This window comes from Pseudonocardia sp. ICBG162 (genome assembly GCF_020496225.1).
GTDB lineage: Bacteria > Actinomycetota > Actinomycetes > Mycobacteriales > Pseudonocardiaceae > Pseudonocardia > Pseudonocardia alni.
On the sequence record NZ_JAHLJD010000013.1, the window covers coordinates 1,256,458 to 1,274,181 of the forward strand.

15 protein-coding genes, 1 tRNA gene and 2 pseudogenes are annotated in these 17,724 nt (G+C 74.4%); 8 read left to right on the plus strand and 10 right to left on the minus strand.

From position 1 onward, the window contains the following. The first annotated feature begins 94 nt into the window (after positions 1-94). The 6 genes and pseudogenes from KPL60_RS08875 to KPL60_RS08900 form a co-directional block, all read left to right on the plus strand. A complete protein-coding gene (locus KPL60_RS08875; protein ID WP_178375070.1) occupies positions 95-1,105 on the plus strand; it encodes a branched-chain amino acid ABC transporter permease in 1,011 nt (336 codons plus the stop codon). Further along, positions 1,102-2,256 carry a branched-chain amino acid ABC transporter permease gene (locus KPL60_RS08880; RefSeq protein WP_226365511.1) on the plus strand — a complete coding sequence of 385 codons (1,155 nt, stop codon included), beginning with the start codon at positions 1,102-1,104 and terminating at the stop codon, positions 2,254-2,256. Before KPL60_RS08875 ends, KPL60_RS08880 begins: the two co-directional genes overlap by 4 nt. After that, positions 2,253-3,167 carry an ABC transporter ATP-binding protein gene (locus KPL60_RS08885; RefSeq protein WP_226365512.1) on the plus strand — a complete coding sequence of 305 codons (915 nt, stop codon included), beginning with the start codon at positions 2,253-2,255 and terminating at the stop codon, positions 3,165-3,167. Before KPL60_RS08880 ends, KPL60_RS08885 begins: the two co-directional genes overlap by 4 nt. After that, a pseudogene (locus tag KPL60_RS08890) lies at positions 3,154-3,465 on the plus strand (ATP-binding cassette domain-containing protein); the annotation flags it as partial. The gene KPL60_RS08885 and the pseudogene KPL60_RS08890, both read left to right, overlap by 14 nt. A 95-nt stretch (positions 3,466-3,560) precedes the next feature. Next, entirely contained in the window at positions 3,561-4,715 is a 1,155-nt protein-coding gene (locus KPL60_RS08895) for an IS701 family transposase (protein WP_374228582.1), read from the plus strand. Between the two features lie 212 nt (positions 4,716-4,927). Then, positions 4,928-5,284 (plus strand): annotated as a pseudogene (locus KPL60_RS08900) (ABC transporter ATP-binding protein); the annotation flags it as partial. A gap of 72 nt (positions 5,285-5,356) precedes the next feature. Here the strand turns inward: KPL60_RS08900 and KPL60_RS08905 are convergent. The 6 genes from KPL60_RS08905 to KPL60_RS08930 all read right to left on the minus strand — a co-directional run bounded on the left by KPL60_RS08905 (position 5,357) and on the right by KPL60_RS08930 (position 10,694). Then, positions 5,357-5,989, minus strand: coding sequence for an ANTAR domain-containing response regulator (locus tag KPL60_RS08905; RefSeq protein WP_062402721.1), 633 nt, complete (start codon positions 5,987-5,989; stop codon positions 5,357-5,359). A gap of 192 nt (positions 5,990-6,181) precedes the next feature. Next, on the minus strand, positions 6,182-6,469 hold the full coding sequence (locus KPL60_RS08910) for a hypothetical protein (RefSeq protein WP_226365513.1): 288 nt from the start codon (positions 6,467-6,469) through the stop codon (positions 6,182-6,184). Between the two features lie 93 nt (positions 6,470-6,562). Then, a tRNA-Leu gene (locus tag KPL60_RS08915) sits at positions 6,563-6,639 on the minus strand. 73 nt (positions 6,640-6,712) lie between these two features. Next, positions 6,713-7,423 carry a metallophosphoesterase gene (locus tag KPL60_RS08920; protein ID WP_226365514.1) on the minus strand — a complete coding sequence of 237 codons (711 nt, stop codon included), beginning with the start codon at positions 7,421-7,423 and terminating at the stop codon, positions 6,713-6,715. Further along, on the minus strand, positions 7,420-8,580 hold the full coding sequence (locus tag KPL60_RS08925; RefSeq protein WP_226366057.1) for a class I SAM-dependent RNA methyltransferase: 1,161 nt from the start codon (positions 8,578-8,580) through the stop codon (positions 7,420-7,422). The genes KPL60_RS08920 and KPL60_RS08925 overlap by 4 nt, the downstream gene beginning before the upstream one ends. 32 nt (positions 8,581-8,612) lie before the next feature. Next, positions 8,613-10,694, minus strand: a complete 2,082-nt coding sequence (locus KPL60_RS08930) for an APC family permease (RefSeq protein WP_226365515.1) — start codon at positions 10,692-10,694, stop codon at positions 8,613-8,615. 140 nt (positions 10,695-10,834) lie between these two features. On the opposite strand from KPL60_RS08930, the gene KPL60_RS08935 reads away from it, so the two are divergent. Beyond that, positions 10,835-11,497: a TrkA family potassium uptake protein gene (locus KPL60_RS08935; RefSeq protein WP_226356462.1), complete on the plus strand. Its 663-nt coding sequence runs from the start codon at positions 10,835-10,837 to the stop codon at positions 11,495-11,497. Beyond that, the gene (locus KPL60_RS08940; RefSeq protein ID WP_226356461.1) at positions 11,497-12,150 is read left to right on the plus strand and encodes a TrkA family potassium uptake protein; all 654 of its coding nucleotides are present in this window, start codon (positions 11,497-11,499) and stop codon (positions 12,148-12,150) included. Before KPL60_RS08935 ends, KPL60_RS08940 begins: the two co-directional genes overlap by 1 nt. Positions 12,151-12,195: 45 nt before the next feature. On the opposite strand, the gene KPL60_RS08945 is transcribed toward KPL60_RS08940, so the two are convergent. The 4 genes from KPL60_RS08945 to dut form a co-directional block, all read right to left on the minus strand. Next, positions 12,196-12,975, minus strand: a complete 780-nt coding sequence (locus tag KPL60_RS08945) for a DUF3159 domain-containing protein (protein WP_226365516.1) — start codon at positions 12,973-12,975, stop codon at positions 12,196-12,198. A gap of 48 nt (positions 12,976-13,023) precedes the next feature. Then, positions 13,024-13,401, minus strand: coding sequence for an OB-fold nucleic acid binding domain-containing protein (locus KPL60_RS08950; RefSeq protein WP_020622832.1), 378 nt, complete (start codon positions 13,399-13,401; stop codon positions 13,024-13,026). Between the two features lie 250 nt (positions 13,402-13,651). Beyond that, complete coding sequence (locus KPL60_RS08955) at positions 13,652-17,179, minus strand: DUF3710 domain-containing protein (RefSeq protein ID WP_226365517.1); 3,528 nt, start codon at positions 17,177-17,179, stop codon at positions 13,652-13,654. A 24-nt stretch (positions 17,180-17,203) separates the two neighbouring features. Continuing rightward, positions 17,204-17,719 carry a dUTP diphosphatase gene (dut, locus tag KPL60_RS08960; RefSeq protein WP_226356458.1) on the minus strand — a complete coding sequence of 172 codons (516 nt, stop codon included), beginning with the start codon at positions 17,717-17,719 and terminating at the stop codon, positions 17,204-17,206. Positions 17,720-17,724: the final 5 nt, after the last annotated feature.

Below are 17,724 nucleotides of genomic sequence, written 5' to 3' on the forward strand. Positions count from 1 at the left end.
GACACGCAGTTCCGACCGTGCCCGCCCGCCCCGCCGTCGTCGCCACCGCGACGACCGGGGCGGGCGGGCACGCCCACGCACGTGAGGAACCCCCGTGCTCCTGACCTCCATCGGACCGGTGCTCGCCCAGGGCCCGGACTGGATCAGCTTCGACGTCGGCGCCCTCGCCGACCAGTTCTGGGCCAACACCGTCGACGGTCTGGCCTACGGCGCGATCTACGCGCTCATCGCCATGGGCTACACGATGGTCTACGGCGTCCTGCAACTGATCAACTTCGCGCACTCCGAGGTGTTCATCGTCGGGGCCTACGCCCTGTTCTTCACCCTCGCCGCGCTCGGCTTCGGCCCGTCCTCCCCCGACCTCTCACCGGTCGCCCTGGTCGCGGACCTGATACTCGCGATGCTGGTCGCGATGGTCGCCGCCGGGATCGTGGCGGTGCTGCTCGAACGCATCGCCTACCGGCCGCTACGACGGCGGAACGCGCCCCGGCTCGCGTTCCTCATCACCGCCATCGGCGCGTCCTTCGCGCTGCAGTACCTGATCTTCGCCTGGCGCGGGCCCAACCCGGAGCCCGCACTGATCATGTTCCGGCCCGAGGTCGTCTTCACGATCTTCGGCGCACCGGTGGACAGCCAGCAGATCACCATCTTCGTCGCCGCGATCGCGCTGATGATCATCGTGGACCAGTTCGTGAACCGGACCCGGCTCGGACGCGGCCTGCGCGCCGTCGCCCAGGACCCGGACACCGCGACGCTGATGGGGGTCAACCGCGAGCGCGTCATCGTCCTGACCTTCCTCATCGGCGGCATCCTGGCCGGCGCGGCCGCGCTGTTCTACGTCATGAAGGTGCCCGCGGGCGTCCAGTACAACGGCGGCTTCATCCTCGGCATCAAGGCCTTCGCCGCCGCGGTGCTCGGCGGGATCGGCAACATCCGCGGCGCGCTGCTCGGCGGGCTGCTGCTCGGGGTGATCGGCAACTACGGCCAGACCCTGCTCGGCAACGCGCAGTGGACCGACGTCGTCGCGTTCGTCGTCCTGGTCGGGATCCTCATGATCCGGCCGACCGGCATCCTCGGCGAGTCGCTGGGGAGGGCCCGGGTATGACGACCTCGACCACTCCCGCGGCCGCCCCGGCACGCACGTCCGGCCTGCGCGGGCTGCGCGACCGCTGGAACGACCTGCCCCGCTGGCAGCAGTGGCTGTGGCTGCTCCCGGTCGTCGCGCTGATCTACGCCCTGCCGGTGCTCAACCCGCCGCTGATCACCACCGAGCCGGGCACCAACTTCCCCATCGCGCTGTTCGACGCCGCCCGCTTCGCGCTGCTGGCGATCGGGCTGAACGTCGTCGTCGGCCAGGCGGGCCTGCTCGACCTGGGCTACGTCGGCTTCTTCGCCGTCGGCGCCTACGTCGCCGCGCTGTTCACCAGCCCCGACTCGGTTGTCTGGCACATCCCGTACCTGTGGACGCTGCCGCTGGCCATGATCGTCACGATGCTCGCGGGCCTGCTGCTCGGCGGACCGACGCTCCGGCTGCGCGGGGACTACCTCGCGATCGTCACCCTCGGGTTCGGGGAGATCATCCGGCTGCTGGCGACGATCGTCGGCCCGCTCAAGGGCCAGGTCGGCTTCCAGGGCGTCGGGCGCCCGCCGGGGACCGACTCCGCGGGCCAGCCGCTGTTCTCGAACTCCAACGGCACCAGCTGGTACTGGCTGGTCGTCACGATCACCATCGTGATCCTGGTGCTGGTCGGGAACCTGGAGCGCAGCCGGGTCGGCCGCGCGTGGATCGCGATCCGCGAGGACGAGGACGCCGCGCAGATCATGGGCGTCCCCACCGTGCAGTTCAAGCTGTGGGCCTTCGTCATCGGCGCGGCCATCGGCGGTCTGTCCGGGGCGCTGTTCGCGGGCCAGGTCGGCTTCGTGAACAACCAGAAGTTCGACGTCCCCACCTCGGTGCTGTTCCTCGCCGCGGTGGTGCTCGGCGGGTCCGGCAACAAGGTCGGCGCCGTGGTCGGCGCGTTCATCGTGTCCTACATCCCGAACCGGTTCGTCGAGCTGGCGGGCTACAAGTACCTGATCTTCGGAGTGGCGCTCATCGTGCTCATGGCGTTCCGGCCGCAGGGCCTGCTCGGTGCCCGGCAGCGGCTGCTCACCTACGGCCGCGAGGCCTACCGGCGCCTCGTCGGACGGCCCGACCAGGTCGCCGCCGACGACCCCATGACCGCGGGCACCGCGAGCTCGGGGCCCGTCCGGTGAGCGCCCCCGACCAGGAACCGGTCGAGGGCGGCATCGTCGCCGAGGTCGCCCGGATGACGCCCGAGGAGCGGGCCGAGCACGAGGCGGCGGTCGCCGAGGTCGTCGCCCCGGACCGGGACATCGCCGTCGACGTCGGGGACACGCTGCTGTCGATGGAGGACGTGGGGATGCGCTTCGGCGGCCTCGTCGCCCTCGACGGCGTCTCCTTCGACATCCGGCGCGGCGAGATCCTCGGGCTGATCGGCCCGAACGACGCGGGCAAGACCACCTGCTTCAACGCGCTCACCGGGGTCTACCGGCCCACCTCGGGCCGGGTGCTGCTGGAGGGCGCCCCGCTCGGGCGTCGCCAGCGGTTCCAGATCACCCGCCTCGGCATCGCCCGCACCTTCCAGAACATCCGTCTCTTCGGCGAGATGACGGCGCTGGAGAACGTCGTCGTCGGCACCGACGCCCGGCACCGGACCAGCGTGCTGGGCGCGCTCGTCCGCTCCCCGCGCCACCTGCGCGAGGAGCGGGAGGCGATCGAGAAGGCGATGGCCCTGCTGGAGTTCGTCGGCATCGCCGACCGCGCCGCGGAGAAGGCCCGCAACCTGCCCTACGGCTACCAGCGACGCCTGGAGATCGCCCGCGCGCTCGCCACCGAGCCGAAGCTGCTCTGTCTGGACGAGCCGGCCGCCGGCTTCAACCCGGCGGAGAAGGACGACCTGATGGGGCTCATCCGCACCATCCGCGACGACGGGTACACCGTCCTGCTCATCGAGCACGACATGCGGCTGGTCATGGGCGTGACCGACCGCATCGTGGTGCTCGAGTTCGGCCGCAAGATCGCCGAGGGGCTGCCCGCCGAGATCCGGGAGAACCCGGCCGTGATCGCCGCCTACCTGGGGGTTCCCGACGATGGCTCTGCTTGAGATGACCGGGGTGGGTGCGCACTACGGGCGCATCCAGGCCCTGCACGAGATCTCGCTGACCGTGAACGAGGGCGAGGTGGTGACCCTGATCGGCGCGAACGGCGCCGGGAAGACCACCACCATGCGCGTCGTGTCCGGGCTGCGCCCGCTCTCGTCGGGCTCGATCACCTTCGACGGCGACGACATCAGCACCCTGCGCGCCGACCTGCGGGTGGTCCGCGGGATCAGCCAGGCACCCGAGGGCCGCGGGATCTTCCCGGGCATGACGGTCCTGGAGAACCTGGACATGGGCGCCTACTACTACAGTCGCGTTTATGTTGAGGGTGATCGGTGTGTTTCCGGTTCTGGTGTTCGTGACTGTGTTAACCCTTGGCGGTGGGTGACGATATTGGTGTGGCGGATGTGCGGGAGTGGGCGGCGGGTCTGGACGAGATCGCGCGGTTGATTGGGTCGCGGTTCGCGCGTTCGGAGCCGCGGGCGAACGCGGTCGCGTATGTGCGGGGGCTGCTCTCGGAGCGGGAGCGGAAGAACTCGTGGACGATCTCCGAGCAGGCCGGTCAGCCGGTGCCGGATCCGATGCAGCGGCTGCTGTCGACGACGGACTGGGATCCCGATGCAGTGCGGGACGATCTGCGCACGTATGTCGTTGCGCACCTGGGCGACCGGGCTGGGATCCTCGTCGTCGACGAGACCGGGTTCCTGAAGAAGGGAGACCGGTCGGCGGGTGTCGCGCGGCAATACACCGGCACGGCGGGTCGGATTGAGAACGCGCAGGTCGGTGTGTTCCTGACCTATGCGACGCCGCATGGGCGGACGTTCCTGGACGGGGAGCTGTATCTGCCGAAGGCGTGGACCGAGGATCGCCCCCGATGTGACCGTGCGGGGATCCCTGCTGATCGTGAGTTCCGCACCAAGCCCGAGCTGGCGGTCGAGATGATCGCCCGCGCGATCGACGGCGGGGTTCCGGCGTCGTGGGTGACCGGCGATGCCGTCTACGGACAGCACTACCGGCTCCGCAAGAGCCTCGAAGACCGTCAGATGAGCTACGTGCTCGCGATCCCCTCCAACCAGCGCGTGATCGCCAAGACCACCTCGTCGATCATCGGGAGCGAGTACCGGGCCGACGCGCTCATCGCAGGACTGCCGGCCACCGCGTGGCGCAGCAGGTCAGCCGGCGCCGGATCGAAGGGCGACCGTCGCTACGCGTGGGCGCGGGCGCGGATCAACGGGGAACGCGATCCCGACGCCGAGTACTGGCTGCTGGCCCGCCGCAGCCTGACTGCCCCCTCAGAGCTGGCGTACTACCTCTGCCACACGCCCAAGCGAGTCGCGCTCAGCGAGCTGGCCCGGGTCGCCGGCGCGCGGTGGGCGATCGAGGAGACCTTCCAGACCGCGAAAGGCCAGACCGGCCTCGATCATTACCAAGTCCGGCAATACACCGGCTGGTACCGGCACATCACTCTCTCCATGCTCGCGCACGCCTTCCTCACCGTGACACGGTCAAAAAGGGGGCTCTCCACGCCGACAGCGGCGAGCTCATCGCGCTGAGCCTGCCCGAGATCCGCCACCTCATCGCCACCCTCGCACTGGACACGATCGCCGACCCCGGCCACGTGCTGCGCCGCTCACGCTGGCGACGAAGACACCAACACACCGCCCAACAGCACCACTACCAACACCGCAGCCACAACCCATAAACGCGACTGTAGTACTACACGCGCAGGGACCGCAAGGAGTTGCCCGCCGAGCTCGACCGGATCTTCGAGCTCTTCCCGCGGCTCGCCGAGCGCCGCTCCCAGGTCGGCGGGACCCTGTCCGGTGGCGAGCAGCAGATGCTCGCGATCGGCCGGGCGCTGATGGCCAAGCCGCGGCTGCTGCTGCTCGACGAGCCCTCGATGGGCCTGGCCCCGCAGTTCATCGCGCAGATCTTCCGGATCGTCTCCGAGATCAACCGGCAGGGCGTGACCGTGCTGCTGGTCGAGCAGAACGCCCAGCAGGCGCTGTCCCGCGCCCACCGGGCCTACGTGCTGGAGTCCGGGCGGATCGTCCGGTCGGGCACCGGGGCCGACCTGCTGGCCGACCCCGCGATCAAGGACGCCTACCTCGGCGTCGCCTGACCGCTGCCGTGACGACGAGGGGCCCCGCCGGTACCGGCGGGGCCCCTCGTCGTGGTCGCGGGTGGTCGTCGGTCAGGACGACTTCGCCGGGGCGAGCCCCTCGACGACGGCCTCGGCCACCGCCTTCATCGTGGTGCGGCGGTCCATCGCGGTCCGCTGGATCCAGCGGAACGCCTCCGGCTCGGACATCTTCTGCGCGGTCATGAGCAGGCCCTTGGCCCGGTCGACGACCTTGCGGGTCTCGAACCGCTCGTTGAGCGAGGCGACCTCGTCCTCGAGCGCCTTCTTCTCGGCGAACCGGGAGACGGCGAGCTCGATGGCCGGGACCAGCTCGTGCCGGGCGAACGGCTTGACCAGGTAGGCCATGGCGCCGGCGTCGCGGGCGCGCTCGATCAGCTCGCGCTGGCTGAACGCGGTCAGCATGACGACCGGCGCGATCTTCTCCTCGACGATGGTCGACGCCGCCTCGATGCCGTCCTTCTTGGGCATCTTGACGTCCATGATCACCAGGTCGGGCTTCAGCTCGCGGGCCTGGGTGATGGCGGCCTCGCCGTCGCCGGCCTCACCGGCGATGCGGTAGCCCTCCTCGGAGAGCATCTCGGCCAGGTCCATGCGGATCAGCGCCTCGTCCTCGACGACCAGCACCCGCCACCCGGGCTGCGGGCCGTCCTCGGCCGGCGTCTCTGCGGGAACGTTGTCGGTCACCGGAGAACTCCTTCATCGGTCAGTGGGGTGTCCGGAGCGCCCAGGCTACCGGCGGTACGGGTGCACAGCCGAACCACTTCGGCCTTTCGTGTGCGGAAACACGCTCCGTCGACCGCATTACCCGTCCGATCGGACAGGGGCGGCGGCGCTCACGCCGTCAGGCCGATCGCGGCGTCCAGCGCGGCGACGGCGTCACCTCGCGCGACCGACGGCGAGGTCGCGCGGCGCCCGCCGGTGCGCGATCCCCGTCCGGTCCGGGGCCGCCTCGGCGAGCCGCACGATGTCATCGGGGGTGGCGCCGAGGAACCGGCGCGGATCGGCGTACCCGCGCACGGAACCGTCGGACCGGCGGGACCGGACACGGTTCGTGGTGTGACGGCCGTCGGAAGGGAACAGGCCGCGCGGGAAGCGGTCGGGGTGGGCGTCGACGATGTCGCGCTGCCAGTGCCCGAGCCGGATCCGGTGCGCGTGCCCGACCACGGTCCCCGGAGGAGACCTGCAGGCCAGGAGGTGGATGCACCCCGGGACGCGGCGCCCGGAGCCGTGGGCCGACACGTCGGTCGGACCGGAGAATGGTGCCCCCGGTGGGATTCGAACCCACACTGTACGGTGTTTGAGACCGCTTTCTCTGCCAGTTGGAATACGAGGGCGAAAGCAATTCAGTGCATTCTGTTGTGAACCGATCCTAGCGGGTTCCGGGCCGCTCCCGGCAGCCGACCCGCCTCACACCGGCCAGCTCAGGAACCGGCTGCGCGGCGGCCCGTCCCCGAGCACGTGCAGCACCCCGCCCGGTGCCGGGACGGGGTCGCTCCCCCCGCTCCCGGGCACGTCCGGCCAGCGCAGGGCGGGCGCCACCGACGGCGCGACGACGAGCGGGTGCCCGGCGACCGTCGTCGCCAGCGGGGTGTGGACGTGCCCGCACACCACCAGCGTCGGGTCGCTGCGCGCGGCGAGCAGGGCCTCGAACACACCGGCCTCGAGCAGCCGTATCCCGTCGAGGACCGGGTGCCCGACCGCGACCGGCGGGTGGTGCAGGGCGACCAGCAGCGGCGCGGGGTCCCGGACGGCCTCGGCGAGCAGGGCGACCGCGGCGTCGGACAGCGCACCGTGCGGTGCCCCGGGGACCAGGGTGTCGAGCAGCGCGACGGTGGTCCCGCCGGTGCGGTGCAGCCGGTCGCCCACCGGGCCGACGGCGTCGGCCATCGCGGCGCGGTCGTCGTGGTTGCCGGGCACGTGCAGCGCGCCGAGGCCGTCGAGCAGCCGTGCGGCGGAGGCGTAGGCCTCGGGGGCGCCGTCGTCGGCGAGGTCGCCGGTGACGAGCACGACGTCCGGCGCCGGGTCCAGCGCCCGGACCCCCGCGACGGCGCGGGCGGCCCGGCCGTCGGTGTCCGGGCGGCCGAGGTGCAGGTCCGAGAGCTGGACGACGGTGGTCACCCCGGGATCCGCTCCAGCAGGGCGGCCGCCTCCATGTGGTGGGTCATCGGGAACGCGTCGAACGCCCGCAGCGCGGCGGTGCGGTACCCGGCGGCGGCGAACAGGGACAGGTCGCGGGCCAGCGCGGCCGGGTCGCAGGCGATGTGCACGATCCGCTGCGGGGCGCGGGCGGCGAGGTCACGCACCGCGGCCTTCCCGAGCCCGGCCCGCGGCGGGTCGGTGACCACGACGTCGGGGTCGGGGCCGAGCCGGCTGATCTCGCGCTCGGCGCGGCCGCGGACGAACTGGACCTGCGGCAGGTCGGCGAGCGCGGAGGCGCCGTCGGCGACCGCGGACGCGGCGGACTCGACGACCAGCACCGTCCCCGACTCCCCCACCTGGTCGGCGAGGACCGAGCCGAGCAGCCCGACGCCGCCGTAGAGGTCCCAGGCGACACCACCGGTCGGGGCGTCGGCCCAGTCGCGCACGACGGACGCGAGGGTGTCCGGCAGCGCCGGGTGGACCTGCCAGAACGTGCCGGCCGACAGCTCCCAGGTGCGGTCCGCGGCGTGCACGGTCGCGCCGGAGCCGACCCGGGCGGCGCCGTCGCCGACGACGGTGACGTCGAGCTCGGAGTCGGGCCGGAAGCGGCGCTCCAGCACCGGCGGCAGCGCGCCGGCCGGGACGAGCGGGCAGTCGCCGATCTCGCACACGTCGTGGCTGCGGTGGGCGCGCAGGCCGGGGACGCCGTCGTCGTCGACGGCCAGCCGCACCCGGGTGCGCCAGCCGAACGGACCACCGGGGAGCTCCTCGACCTCGACGGCGGCGAGGTCGGCGGTGGCGACGACCGCGGCGCCGGCGCCGAGCCGCTCCAGCTGCTCGCGCAGGACGGTCGTCTTCAGGGCGCGCTGGGTGGCGTGGTCGGTGTGTTGGAAGTCACAGCCGCCGCAGCCACCGGGCCCGGCCCACGGGCAGGCGGGCTCGACCCGGTCCGGGGACGCCTCCAGCACGGCGACGGCGTCGGCGCGGCAGAACGCCCCGCCCGGGTCGTCGGTGACCACCGCGCGGACCAGCTCACCGGGCAGTGCGTGCCGGACGAACACGACCCGGCCACCGTCCCCGTCGCGGGCCACGCAGTGGCCGCCGTGCGCGACGGGGCCGACCCGCAGCTCCAGCATGCGGTCGGTCCAGTCGGTCGCCGTGTCGGCGTTCACCGGTTCTCCTTCTTCGTCACCCGGGGTGCGGACGGGGTGCCGCCACCCGTCCCGACGCCCGCGCCGTCGCGGCGTTCGCCGGGCAGCTGCTCCATGCCCGGGTAGCCGCGGCGGGACGCCCCCGGCGCCTGCAGCGGCGACAGCGCCCGCGTGCGCGACGACGACGGCAGCTGCCACGGCACGCTGGTCACCATCACCCCCGGCTGGAACAGCAGCCTCGACTTGAGCCGCAGCGCGCTCTGGTTGTGCAGCACCTGCTCCCACCAGTGCCCGACGACGTACTCCGGGATGTAGACGGTGACGACGTTGCGCGGGGAGTCGCTGCGGATGCGCTTGACGTAGTCCAGCACGGGCCGGGTGATCTCCCGGTAGGGCGACTCGACGACCTTCAGCGGGACCGGCAGGTTCCGCTTGTGCCACTGCTCGACGAGCTTCTTGGTGTCGGAGTCGTCGACGTTGACCGTGACGGCCTCGAGGATGTCCGGCCGGGTCGCCCGGGCGTAGGCCAGCGCCCGCAGGGTCGGCTTGTGCAGCGTCGAGACCAGGACGACGGCGTGGTTGCGCGAGGGCAGCACGTCGTCCGACTCGTCGGCGACGAGTGCGGCCGCGACCCGGTCGTAGTGCAGCTGGATCAGCCGCATGAGCACGAAGAACCCGGCCATCGCGACGATCGCGATCCAGGCGCCGAGGGTGAACTTGGTGATCAGCACCGTGATCAGCACGACGCCGGTCATGCAGGCGCCGAACCCGTTGATCGACTGCGCGCGGCGCATCCGGCGGCGTTCGGACGCCGAGGGGTCCAGCGCGAGCTCCCGGTTCCAGTGCCGGACCATCCCGGCCTGGGACAGCGTGAACGACACGAACACGCCGACGGTGTAGAGCGGGATGAGCCGGGTGACCTCGGTCTGGAAGCCGACGACCAGCAGGATCGCGAACAGCGCGAGCGCGACGATGCCGTTGGAGAACGCGAGCCGGTCGCCGCGGGTGTGCAGCTGACGGGGCAGGTAGCGGTCCTGGGACAGGATCGAGCCGAGCACCGGGAAGCCGTTGAACGCGGTGTTCGCGGCGAGGACGAGGATCAGCGCCGTCATGACGATGACGAAGAAGTAGCCCGGCGGGAAGTTGTCGAACACGGCGTCGGCGAGCTGGGCGATCATGGTGTGCTGCTCGTAGCCGGGCGGGGCGTCGGGGAACTGGCGCGCCGGGTCCTCGGCGATCTGGACGTGGGTGAGCTGGGCCAGGGCGATCAGCCCCATGAACAGCGACACCGACATCGCGCCGAGCAGCAGCAGCGTCGACGCCGCGTTCTTCGACTTGGGCTTGCGGAAGGCGGGCACGCCGTTGGAGATGGCCTCGACGCCGGTCAGCGCGGCCGCGCCCTGGGTGAAGCTGCGCAGCACGAGCAGCACGAGCGCCAGGCCGGTGAACGCGTCGCCCTCGGCGACCAGGTGCAGGTCCGCGCTCTCCGCCCGGACGGAGTCGCCGAGGATCAGCACCCGGGTCAGACCCCAGATGATCATCGTCGCGACGCCGATGACGAAGGCGTACACCGGGATCGCGAAGGCGGTGCCGGACTCGCGGATGCCGCGCAGGTTGATCGCGGTGAGCACGGCGATGGCCGACACCGCGAACAGCACCTTGTGCTCGGCGACGAACGGCACCAGCGCACCGATGTTCGCCGCGGCCGCGGAGATCGAGACGGCGACCGTGAGGGTGTAGTCGACCAGCAGGGCGCTGGCGACGGTCAGCCCGGCGTTCTTGCCGAGGTTCACCGTCGCGACCTCGTAGTCACCCCCGCCGGAGGGATAGGCGTGGACGTTCTGCCGGTAGCTGGCGACGACCGTCAGCAGGACGACGACGACGGCGAGACCGATCCACGGCGACATCGCGTAGGAGGCGACCCCGGCGACCGACAGGGTCAGGAAGATCTCCTCGGGGGCGTAGGCGACCGACGACATGGCGTCGGAGGCGAACACGGGGAGGGCGATCCGCTTCGGGAGCAGGGTGCTGGTCAGGCGGTCGCTGCGCTGCGGTCGTCCGACCACGAGCCGCTTGAGAGCGACGGCGAGCTTGGACACGGGGCGCAGCCTATGCCCCCGCTCCGTTGCGCTTCGCGATAGCGTTCACTCCGCGTCGTCGGCGTCCCCGTCGCCGTCCGTACAGAAGGAACGAATCGTACATCCCGGGCTCCCCACCCGGCGGAAGGACCCCTGACGCCATGCACGTCGTGATCATGGGATGTGGCCGCGTCGGCGCGTCCCTGGCCTCGGGCCTGGAGCGGCTCGGCCACGAGGTCGCGGTGATCGACCGCGACCCGCAGGCCTTCCGCAGGCTCGGCCCGGACTTCCGCGGGCGCCAGGTCGTCGGTTTCGGCTTCCACCGCAGCGTCCTCGACGAGGCCGGGCTGGAGTCCGCCGACGCGTTCGCCGCCGTCTCCTCCGGGGACAACTCCAACATCATCGCCGCCCGGGTGGCGCGCGAGAGCTACGGCGTCGGCAAGGTCGTCGCCCGGATCTACGACGCCAAGCGCGCCGCGGTGTACGAGCGTCTGGGCATCCCGACGGTCGCGACCGTCCCGTGGACGACCGACCGGCTGCTGCGCATGCTGCTGCCCGACGGCGTCGCCACCGCCTGGCGCGAGCCCACCGGCACCGTGGCCGTCCTGCCGCTGCCGCTGCACGAGGACTGGGTGGGACGCCCGATCCGCGACCTGGAGCGGGCGACGAGCTCGCGGGTCGCGTTCATCGTGCGGTTCGGCACCGGGGTGCTGCCGACCAAGGACACCACCGTGCAGCACGAGGACACCGTCTACGTGGCGGCGGTCTCGGGCACGGTCAGCGACGTGACGGCGGCCGCCGCGGCGCCGCCCGAGGAGGACTGATGCGGGTCGCGATTGCGGGGGCGGGCGCCGTCGGGCGGTCCATCGCGCTGGAGCTGGTCGAGTCCGACCACCGGGTCATGCTGATCGAGCGCGAGCTGAACCACATCGACCCCAACTCCGTCCCCGAGGCCGAGTGGGTGCACGCCGACGCCTGCGAGCTGTCCTCGCTGGAGGACGCCGGCATCGAGGGCTGCGACGTCGTGATCGCCGCGACCGGCGACGACAAGGTCAACCTGGTGGTCTCGCTGCTGGCGAAGACCGAGTTCGGGGTCCGCCGGGTGGTGGCCCGGGTGAACGACCCGCGCAACGAGTGGCTGTTCGGGGAGAACTGGGGCGTCGACGTCGCGGTGTCGACGCCGCGGCTGCTGGCGGCGCTGGTCGAGGAGGCCGTCGCCGTGGGTGACCTGGTGCGGCTGCTGACGCTGCGCCAGGGGCAGGCGAACCTCGTCGAGGTGACGCTGCCCGAGGACACGCCGCTGGCCGGGCGGCCGGTGCGGGTGCTGGAGCTGCCGACGGACTCGGCGCTGGTGACGATCCTGCGCGGCGGCCGGGTGATCGTGCCCCAGCCCGACGACGCCCTGGAGGGCGGCGACGAGCTGCTGTTCGTGGCGACGACGGCGGTCGAGGAGGACATCCGCGCCGCCCTCATGTGACCCCGCCCGGGACCGGCGCGCGGGTGTCCCGCGCGCCGGTGCGGGTCAGGCGGTCGCGGTGCGGGCGCGCTCGGCGCGGCGCACGATGAGGATCGTGGCCAGGATCGCGACCCCGGTGAGCGGGTAGCCCATCGCGAGCCGCGCGACGCCCAGCCAGGTCTCGGAGTCGGCCAGGTACAGCCCGCCCTGCACGAGGACCTTCGCGAGGAAGGTCGTCGCCCACACCGCGGTGGCCCAGCCGTAGGCGCGGACCAGGTGGGGGTCCCGGCGCCACTCGGTGCCGTGGCCGTTGATGCCGTGCCAGATCACCCCGGCCAGCGGCCAGCGGGCGATGATCGAGACCAGCGCGACGATCCCGAGGGCGCCGCTGTAGAGCAGACCGGGCAGGTAGAAGCCGCGGGCCTCGCCGGTCCGGCTGGCCACGAGCGCGCACACCCCGACGCCGAGCAGGCCGGAGATCGCCGGCATCACCGGGTCGCGCCGGACCAGGCGCCAGACCAGCACCAGCACCCCGGCCCCGATCGCGGCGTACAGCGCGGTCCGCAGGTCGCCGAGGATGTTGGCGACGACGAACACCACGACCGGGATGGTCGAGGCGACGATCCCGGTGACCCCGCCCATCTGCTCGAGCAGGGTGGGGGTCGGAGCCTCGCCGCCCGCGTCCGTGGCCGGTGGCGCCGCGGGCCCGGACCGGTCCGGTTCGGGCCCGGCGGCGTGCGCCGGTGCCGTCACCGGCCGGCCGAGGGGCGCGGTCCGGTCCTGCGGGTCCACGTCGGGGACTCGCGGGATCCGGGTGGTCGGGGCGTCGTGGTGGTGGTCGTTCAAGCCGGTCCGATCCGTCGGCTCAGGAGCAGGCCGCGAGGGTCCCGCGGGTCACTGCGCCTGGCAGATCTCGTAGTACGGGTTGTAGAGCACCTTGCGACCGTCGCGGACCGAGATCCGGCCACGGACCCGCATGGTGCGCCCGGCCTCGATACCGGGGATGCTGCGCCGGCCCATCCAGACCAGGGTGACGCCGTCGGTGCCGTCGAACAGCTCGGCCTTCAGCGTGGCGTCGGCGCTCTGCGGACAGAGGTCGACGCTGCGGATCCGGCCGAGCATCGTGACCTCCTCGCCGCAGGCGCAGTCGCGGGCCGGGCGTGCCCCGGTCTCCTCGACGTCCTCGGCGAGATCGCGCGCGTCGAGCTCGTCGACGTCGCTGGTGAGTTTGCGGAGCATCCGGCGGAACGCTCCGCCATCCGTGCTGCCCATGTCTCTCCTCGGCCCGCATCCGGTACCGGCCCGGGGTCACCGGACCCTCCGGTGACCCGCACTCGCGTGGCGACCCGACAGGGTGTCGTGGTGGCGCCGAGAGCGTAACGCGCGGACGCTCCGGTTTGTGCCCGTGGCGGCCCTGACCTCCCGGTCGCCGCCCCGCCGACCGGTTCCCGGGCCGCGCCCGGTGGTCGGCGGGCGGGCGCGGGCCGGGCGTACCGGACACCCGCGCCCACCGCGCTCCCGCTCAGTCCCGGCGGTGCCGTCCGAGGTCGCGGGGACCGGTGCCGCCCGCGCGCCGACCGGACGACCACTGGCCGGTGAGCCCGGACCCGCCCGCGGCGCGGCCGGCGTCGAGTGCGCCGGGGACGTCGTCGGTGTCGTCGTCCGCGGTGCCGGTGCGGGCCGGGTCCGCGTCCGCGGGGTCCTCGGCGGCGCGGGCCGCGGCCCGTCCGGCGGCCGCCCGGCTGGCCCGGTAGTCGGCCAGGCCGGTGACGCCGCCGTGCCCGTTGGTGCGGTCGGCACCCGGACCGTCGGCGTCGGGTCCGCGGTCGGCCGACGCGCTGCGGAGCAGGTCCTGCAGGGCGCTGCGTGCCTCGTCGGCCGAGGTGGGGCCGCCTCCGTGCCAGGGGCGGCCCGCGTCGCCCGCGGCCCGGAACAGGTCGTCCCCGCCCGGGCCCGGCGCGGCCCGGCCGTTCGTGCCCGGCTCGGCCCGGCCCGGTTCCGACCGGCCCGGTTCCGCCGGGTCGTCCGCTCCCCGGCCGGACGGGCCCGGCGTTGCGGGGTCCGGCGCTGCGGGGTTCTGCGACGCGGGGCCGGGCGATGCAGGGCCGGGCGATGCGGGCGCCGGGTCGGCGCGGTGTCCGGCACCGGTCCCCCGGCCCTCGTCGGCGTCCGCGCCGAGCGGCGCGGAACCGGCGAGCGCGGAACCGGCGGGCGCGGGACCCGCGGTGCCGCTCCCGGAGGCGGGGGCGGCGTCGGGTTCGCGGCGGCGTCCACCGCCCGCGGGGGCGTCGAGGGCGACGGCGGCGAGCAGGTCGGCCACCGAGGTGCCCGCCCCCGCGCCGTGCCGGCCGGAGCGGCGGCTGGCGGCGATCTCGGCGGACAGCCAGCCGTCGTCGTCCGGGGTGGGGTCGGCGGGTGCCGTGTGGCCGGGCGCGTCCGCGGTGGGGCGGGCGCCCCGCCGACGACGGGTGGGCGCGGGTGCGGCGGGCTCCGGCGGGGCCGGGAGCCGGTCGAGCGTGGCCTCCATCAGCGGCACGTCCGACAGCGGGATGTCCTCGATGGCCCCGGTGGGCTGCGCCGCCGGTCCGGGCGTGGCGGCCGGGGTGTCCCGGGTGCGCCCGGCGAGCAGGTCCGCGGCATCGACGCGGGTGGCGTCGGCGGCGCGGTCGCGCCGGGAGCGGCGGCCCGCCCCACCGGTGCCCGGTGCGGTCCCGCCCGCGACACCGCCGGCGGTGGTCGCACTGCCGAGCGTCTCGCGCCCGTCCGCGGCGTCACCGTCCACGGGGCCGGTACCGGCCCCGATGCCGGTGCCGCCGCCGAGGGCCGGGCCGCCACCGGGAGCCGTGCCGGGGTCGAGAGCCGTACGGCCGTCGAGAGCGGTGCCGGACAGGGAGGCGCCGTCGTCGAGGGCGGAGGCCGGGACGGGGGTGCCGGTGTCCAGGATGTCGCCGGCCGACGCGCCCCGGCCGAAACCGGTGAGCGGGGTCGCGGACCGGTCGTCCTCGGCGCCCGCAAGCAGGTCGGCGACCGACAGCGCGGTCACCGCCGGGTCCCGGCGGGCCGGGGGCTCCACCGGCTCGGGCTCGGGGGCCCGGACCGGGGCGGCCGCGGACGGCGCCGGGTCCGGCGCGTGCAGCGGCGCCGGGGCGTGGATCGACTCGCGGCCCGGCAGCGGGCGCGCGCCGGTGTCGGTCCCGGGCCGGACCGGGCCGGCCGCGGGCGCGACGCCACCCGCGGTCGGGATCGCGCCGGTCGGGGTCGCGCTGCTGGGGATGCCCCCGGCCGGTGTGGCACCGGCCGGGGCGCCGCCGAGCCGGTTCGCGCCGGTCCGGTCGGGCCGGACCGGACGTCCGCGACGGCGGCCGGGCCGCGCCTCGGACCCGGGGGTGACCAGCGGGCCGCCGGTCAGCGCGGTGCGCTCGGCGGGCGACTCGTCGGCGCGGACGGCGGGGGTGAGCTCCGTGCGCTCCGCGGGCACCTCTGCCGGGGCCGCCGCGGCGGGGCGGCGGACCTGCGGCAGCGCGCGGGTGCGCGGGTCGGCGTCCTCGACCGACGGGCGGGGCCCCACCGGCCCCGCGGGGGGCTGCGTGGCCGGGGCCGCGGAGGCGGCGGCGGGCGCGGTGCGGCGCGGACGTGCCGGCCGGGCGGGCTCGACCGGCGTCGCCGGTTCCGCGGAGGCGGCGGCCGGCACCGGGCGGGCGCCGGTCGCCGGGCCGGACGGCACCGGGGTCGCGCCGGTGGTGCCCGACGGCACCGCGGCCACCGTCGCGCCGGTGGGGGCCGGGACGGAGACGGTGATGCTGGGCTTCTGGGGCGCGACCTCGGGCTGCTGCTCGCGCAGGTGCTCGGGCAGCTCCAGCGGCAGGACCGTCCGCGGCGGGTACGGCGACTTCCCGCGGACGACGATGATCCCCCGCAGCACGCGGCGGAGCTCCACGTCGAGGGCCTCGACGGTCTCCAGCGACGCCGTCGCCACGCCGTAGACCATCCAGCGCGGGCCGTCGCAGCCGACGAACACCGAGGCGGCGTTCTCGGTGCGGGCGTGGAGCTCGCGGCCCCAGTCGCCGCGGGCGTTGCGCACCCGGGCGCCGCCCTTGCGCAGGGACTGCTCGATCTCCGCGGACAGGTCCGCCCACAGACCGGACGACCGCGGCGCGGCGAGCGCGCTCACCGCGATCCGGCCCTCGGCGAGCAGCAGGTGCACGGCCTGGGGGCGCTCGGCACCCGCGGGCTCCAGCTTCAGCTCGGCGCCGTAGGGCACCGGGACCTGCAGGGCACCGAGGTCGACGCGGGCGAGCGCGTCGGTCATCGACGGGTCGAGCTCCTCGACGTCGGCCGGGCCCAGCGGGCGGCCGCCGCTGCCGGGCGGCGGGACCGAGAGCGGGGCGTCGCCGACGCCGTACTCGTCCTCGTCGTACTCGTCCTCGTCGTCGACGTCGTCGTCGTAGTCGTCGTCGAGGTCGTCGGAGGGCGGCGCGGACGGGCGCCGGCCCCAGGACGGGTCGTCGGGGTCACCGCCGTCGAAGCCCTGCGGGGTGCGGTCGCGGGCGTAGGCGAGCTCGTCGTCCTCGACCCGGTGCGACAGCAACGGCGGCTCCTCCTCGTCCCAGCGGCCGTCCGGGGCGACCCGGTCGTCGTGCGCGGCGGGGGCGGGGGCGGGCAGGCGCCCGGAGGCGCCGGTGGCCGGGGGACGGCCGGTGGTGTCGCGGCCGACCGCGCGCACCGCCGTCGTCGCCGCGGCGGGGCCGTCGGGGGCGGGGACGGCAGCGGTCCGCGGGCCGGCCGGGCGGCCGTTCGCCGGTACCGGGCGGGGGCCGGCGGCGGGCACGGAGCCGTTGCGCCCCGGCGCGGGCGGCCTGCCGTTCGGCGCACCGGGTCCGGAGCCGTTGCGCGGGGCCGCGCCGTTCACCGGCGGCGCCCCGCGACGGGCGTCCTGCTCGGCGTAGTGGTCGGCGTAGTCGTCGATGTCGGAGTCGCCGTAGCCGGGATAGCCCGGATAGGCACCCGTCCCGGTGTCCTCGACCCCGTCCTCGGGACGGATGTCGAACATCCGACCGCGTGCGCGTCCCGGCATCTACTGGTCCCCTCCCCCGGCGACGAGCGCGGCGTTCCCGCCGGTCGAGCCGTGACCGGCGGCGCCGCGTACCGACGCGGGCAGCGCGGTGACCTCCACGAACCGGGCCGTCTCGACCCGCTGCACCACCAGCTGCGCGATGCGGTCCCCCCGGTGAAGCTCCACCGGCGTGTCCGGGTCGGTGTTGACCAGGCACACCTTGATCTCGCCGCGGTACCCGGCGTCCACGGTGCCGGGTGCGTTGACGATCGACAGCCCGCAGCGGGCCGCGAGGCCGGACCGCGGGTGCACGAACCCGGCGTAGCCCTCGGGCAGCGCGATCGCCACCCCGGTCCCGACGAGCGCCCGGCGCCCGGGCTGGAGGACCACGTCGGTGGTCGTCACGAGGTCGGCCCCGGCGTCCCCGGGCCGCGCGTACGCGGGGTGGGGGACGTCGGGGTCGAGCCGCGTCAGCAGGACGTCGACGGACGCTGCTGCCGGCGGCTGGTCCGGGGGAGCGGGCACGGAACCGGGCACGGCGG

Excerpts from the sequence above, each read along its gene's own strand:
- KPL60_RS08880 (WP_226365511.1), top strand. The coding sequence starts at position 1,102 with ATGACGACCTCGACCACTCCCGCGGCCGCCCCGGCACGCACGTCCGGC.
- KPL60_RS08925 (WP_226366057.1), bottom strand. The coding sequence starts at position 8,580 with ATGCTGGAGCTGCGGGTCGGCCCCGTCGCGCACGGCGGCCACTGCGTG.
- KPL60_RS08935 (WP_226356462.1), top strand. The coding sequence starts at position 10,835 with ATGCACGTCGTGATCATGGGATGTGGCCGCGTCGGCGCGTCCCTGGCC.
- KPL60_RS08940 (WP_226356461.1), top strand. The coding sequence starts at position 11,497 with ATGCGGGTCGCGATTGCGGGGGCGGGCGCCGTCGGGCGGTCCATCGCG.
- KPL60_RS08950 (WP_020622832.1), bottom strand. The coding sequence starts at position 13,401 with ATGGGCAGCACGGATGGCGGAGCGTTCCGCCGGATGCTCCGCAAACTC.
- KPL60_RS08955 (WP_226365517.1), bottom strand. The coding sequence starts at position 17,179 with ATGTTCGACATCCGTCCCGAGGACGGGGTCGAGGACACCGGGACGGGT.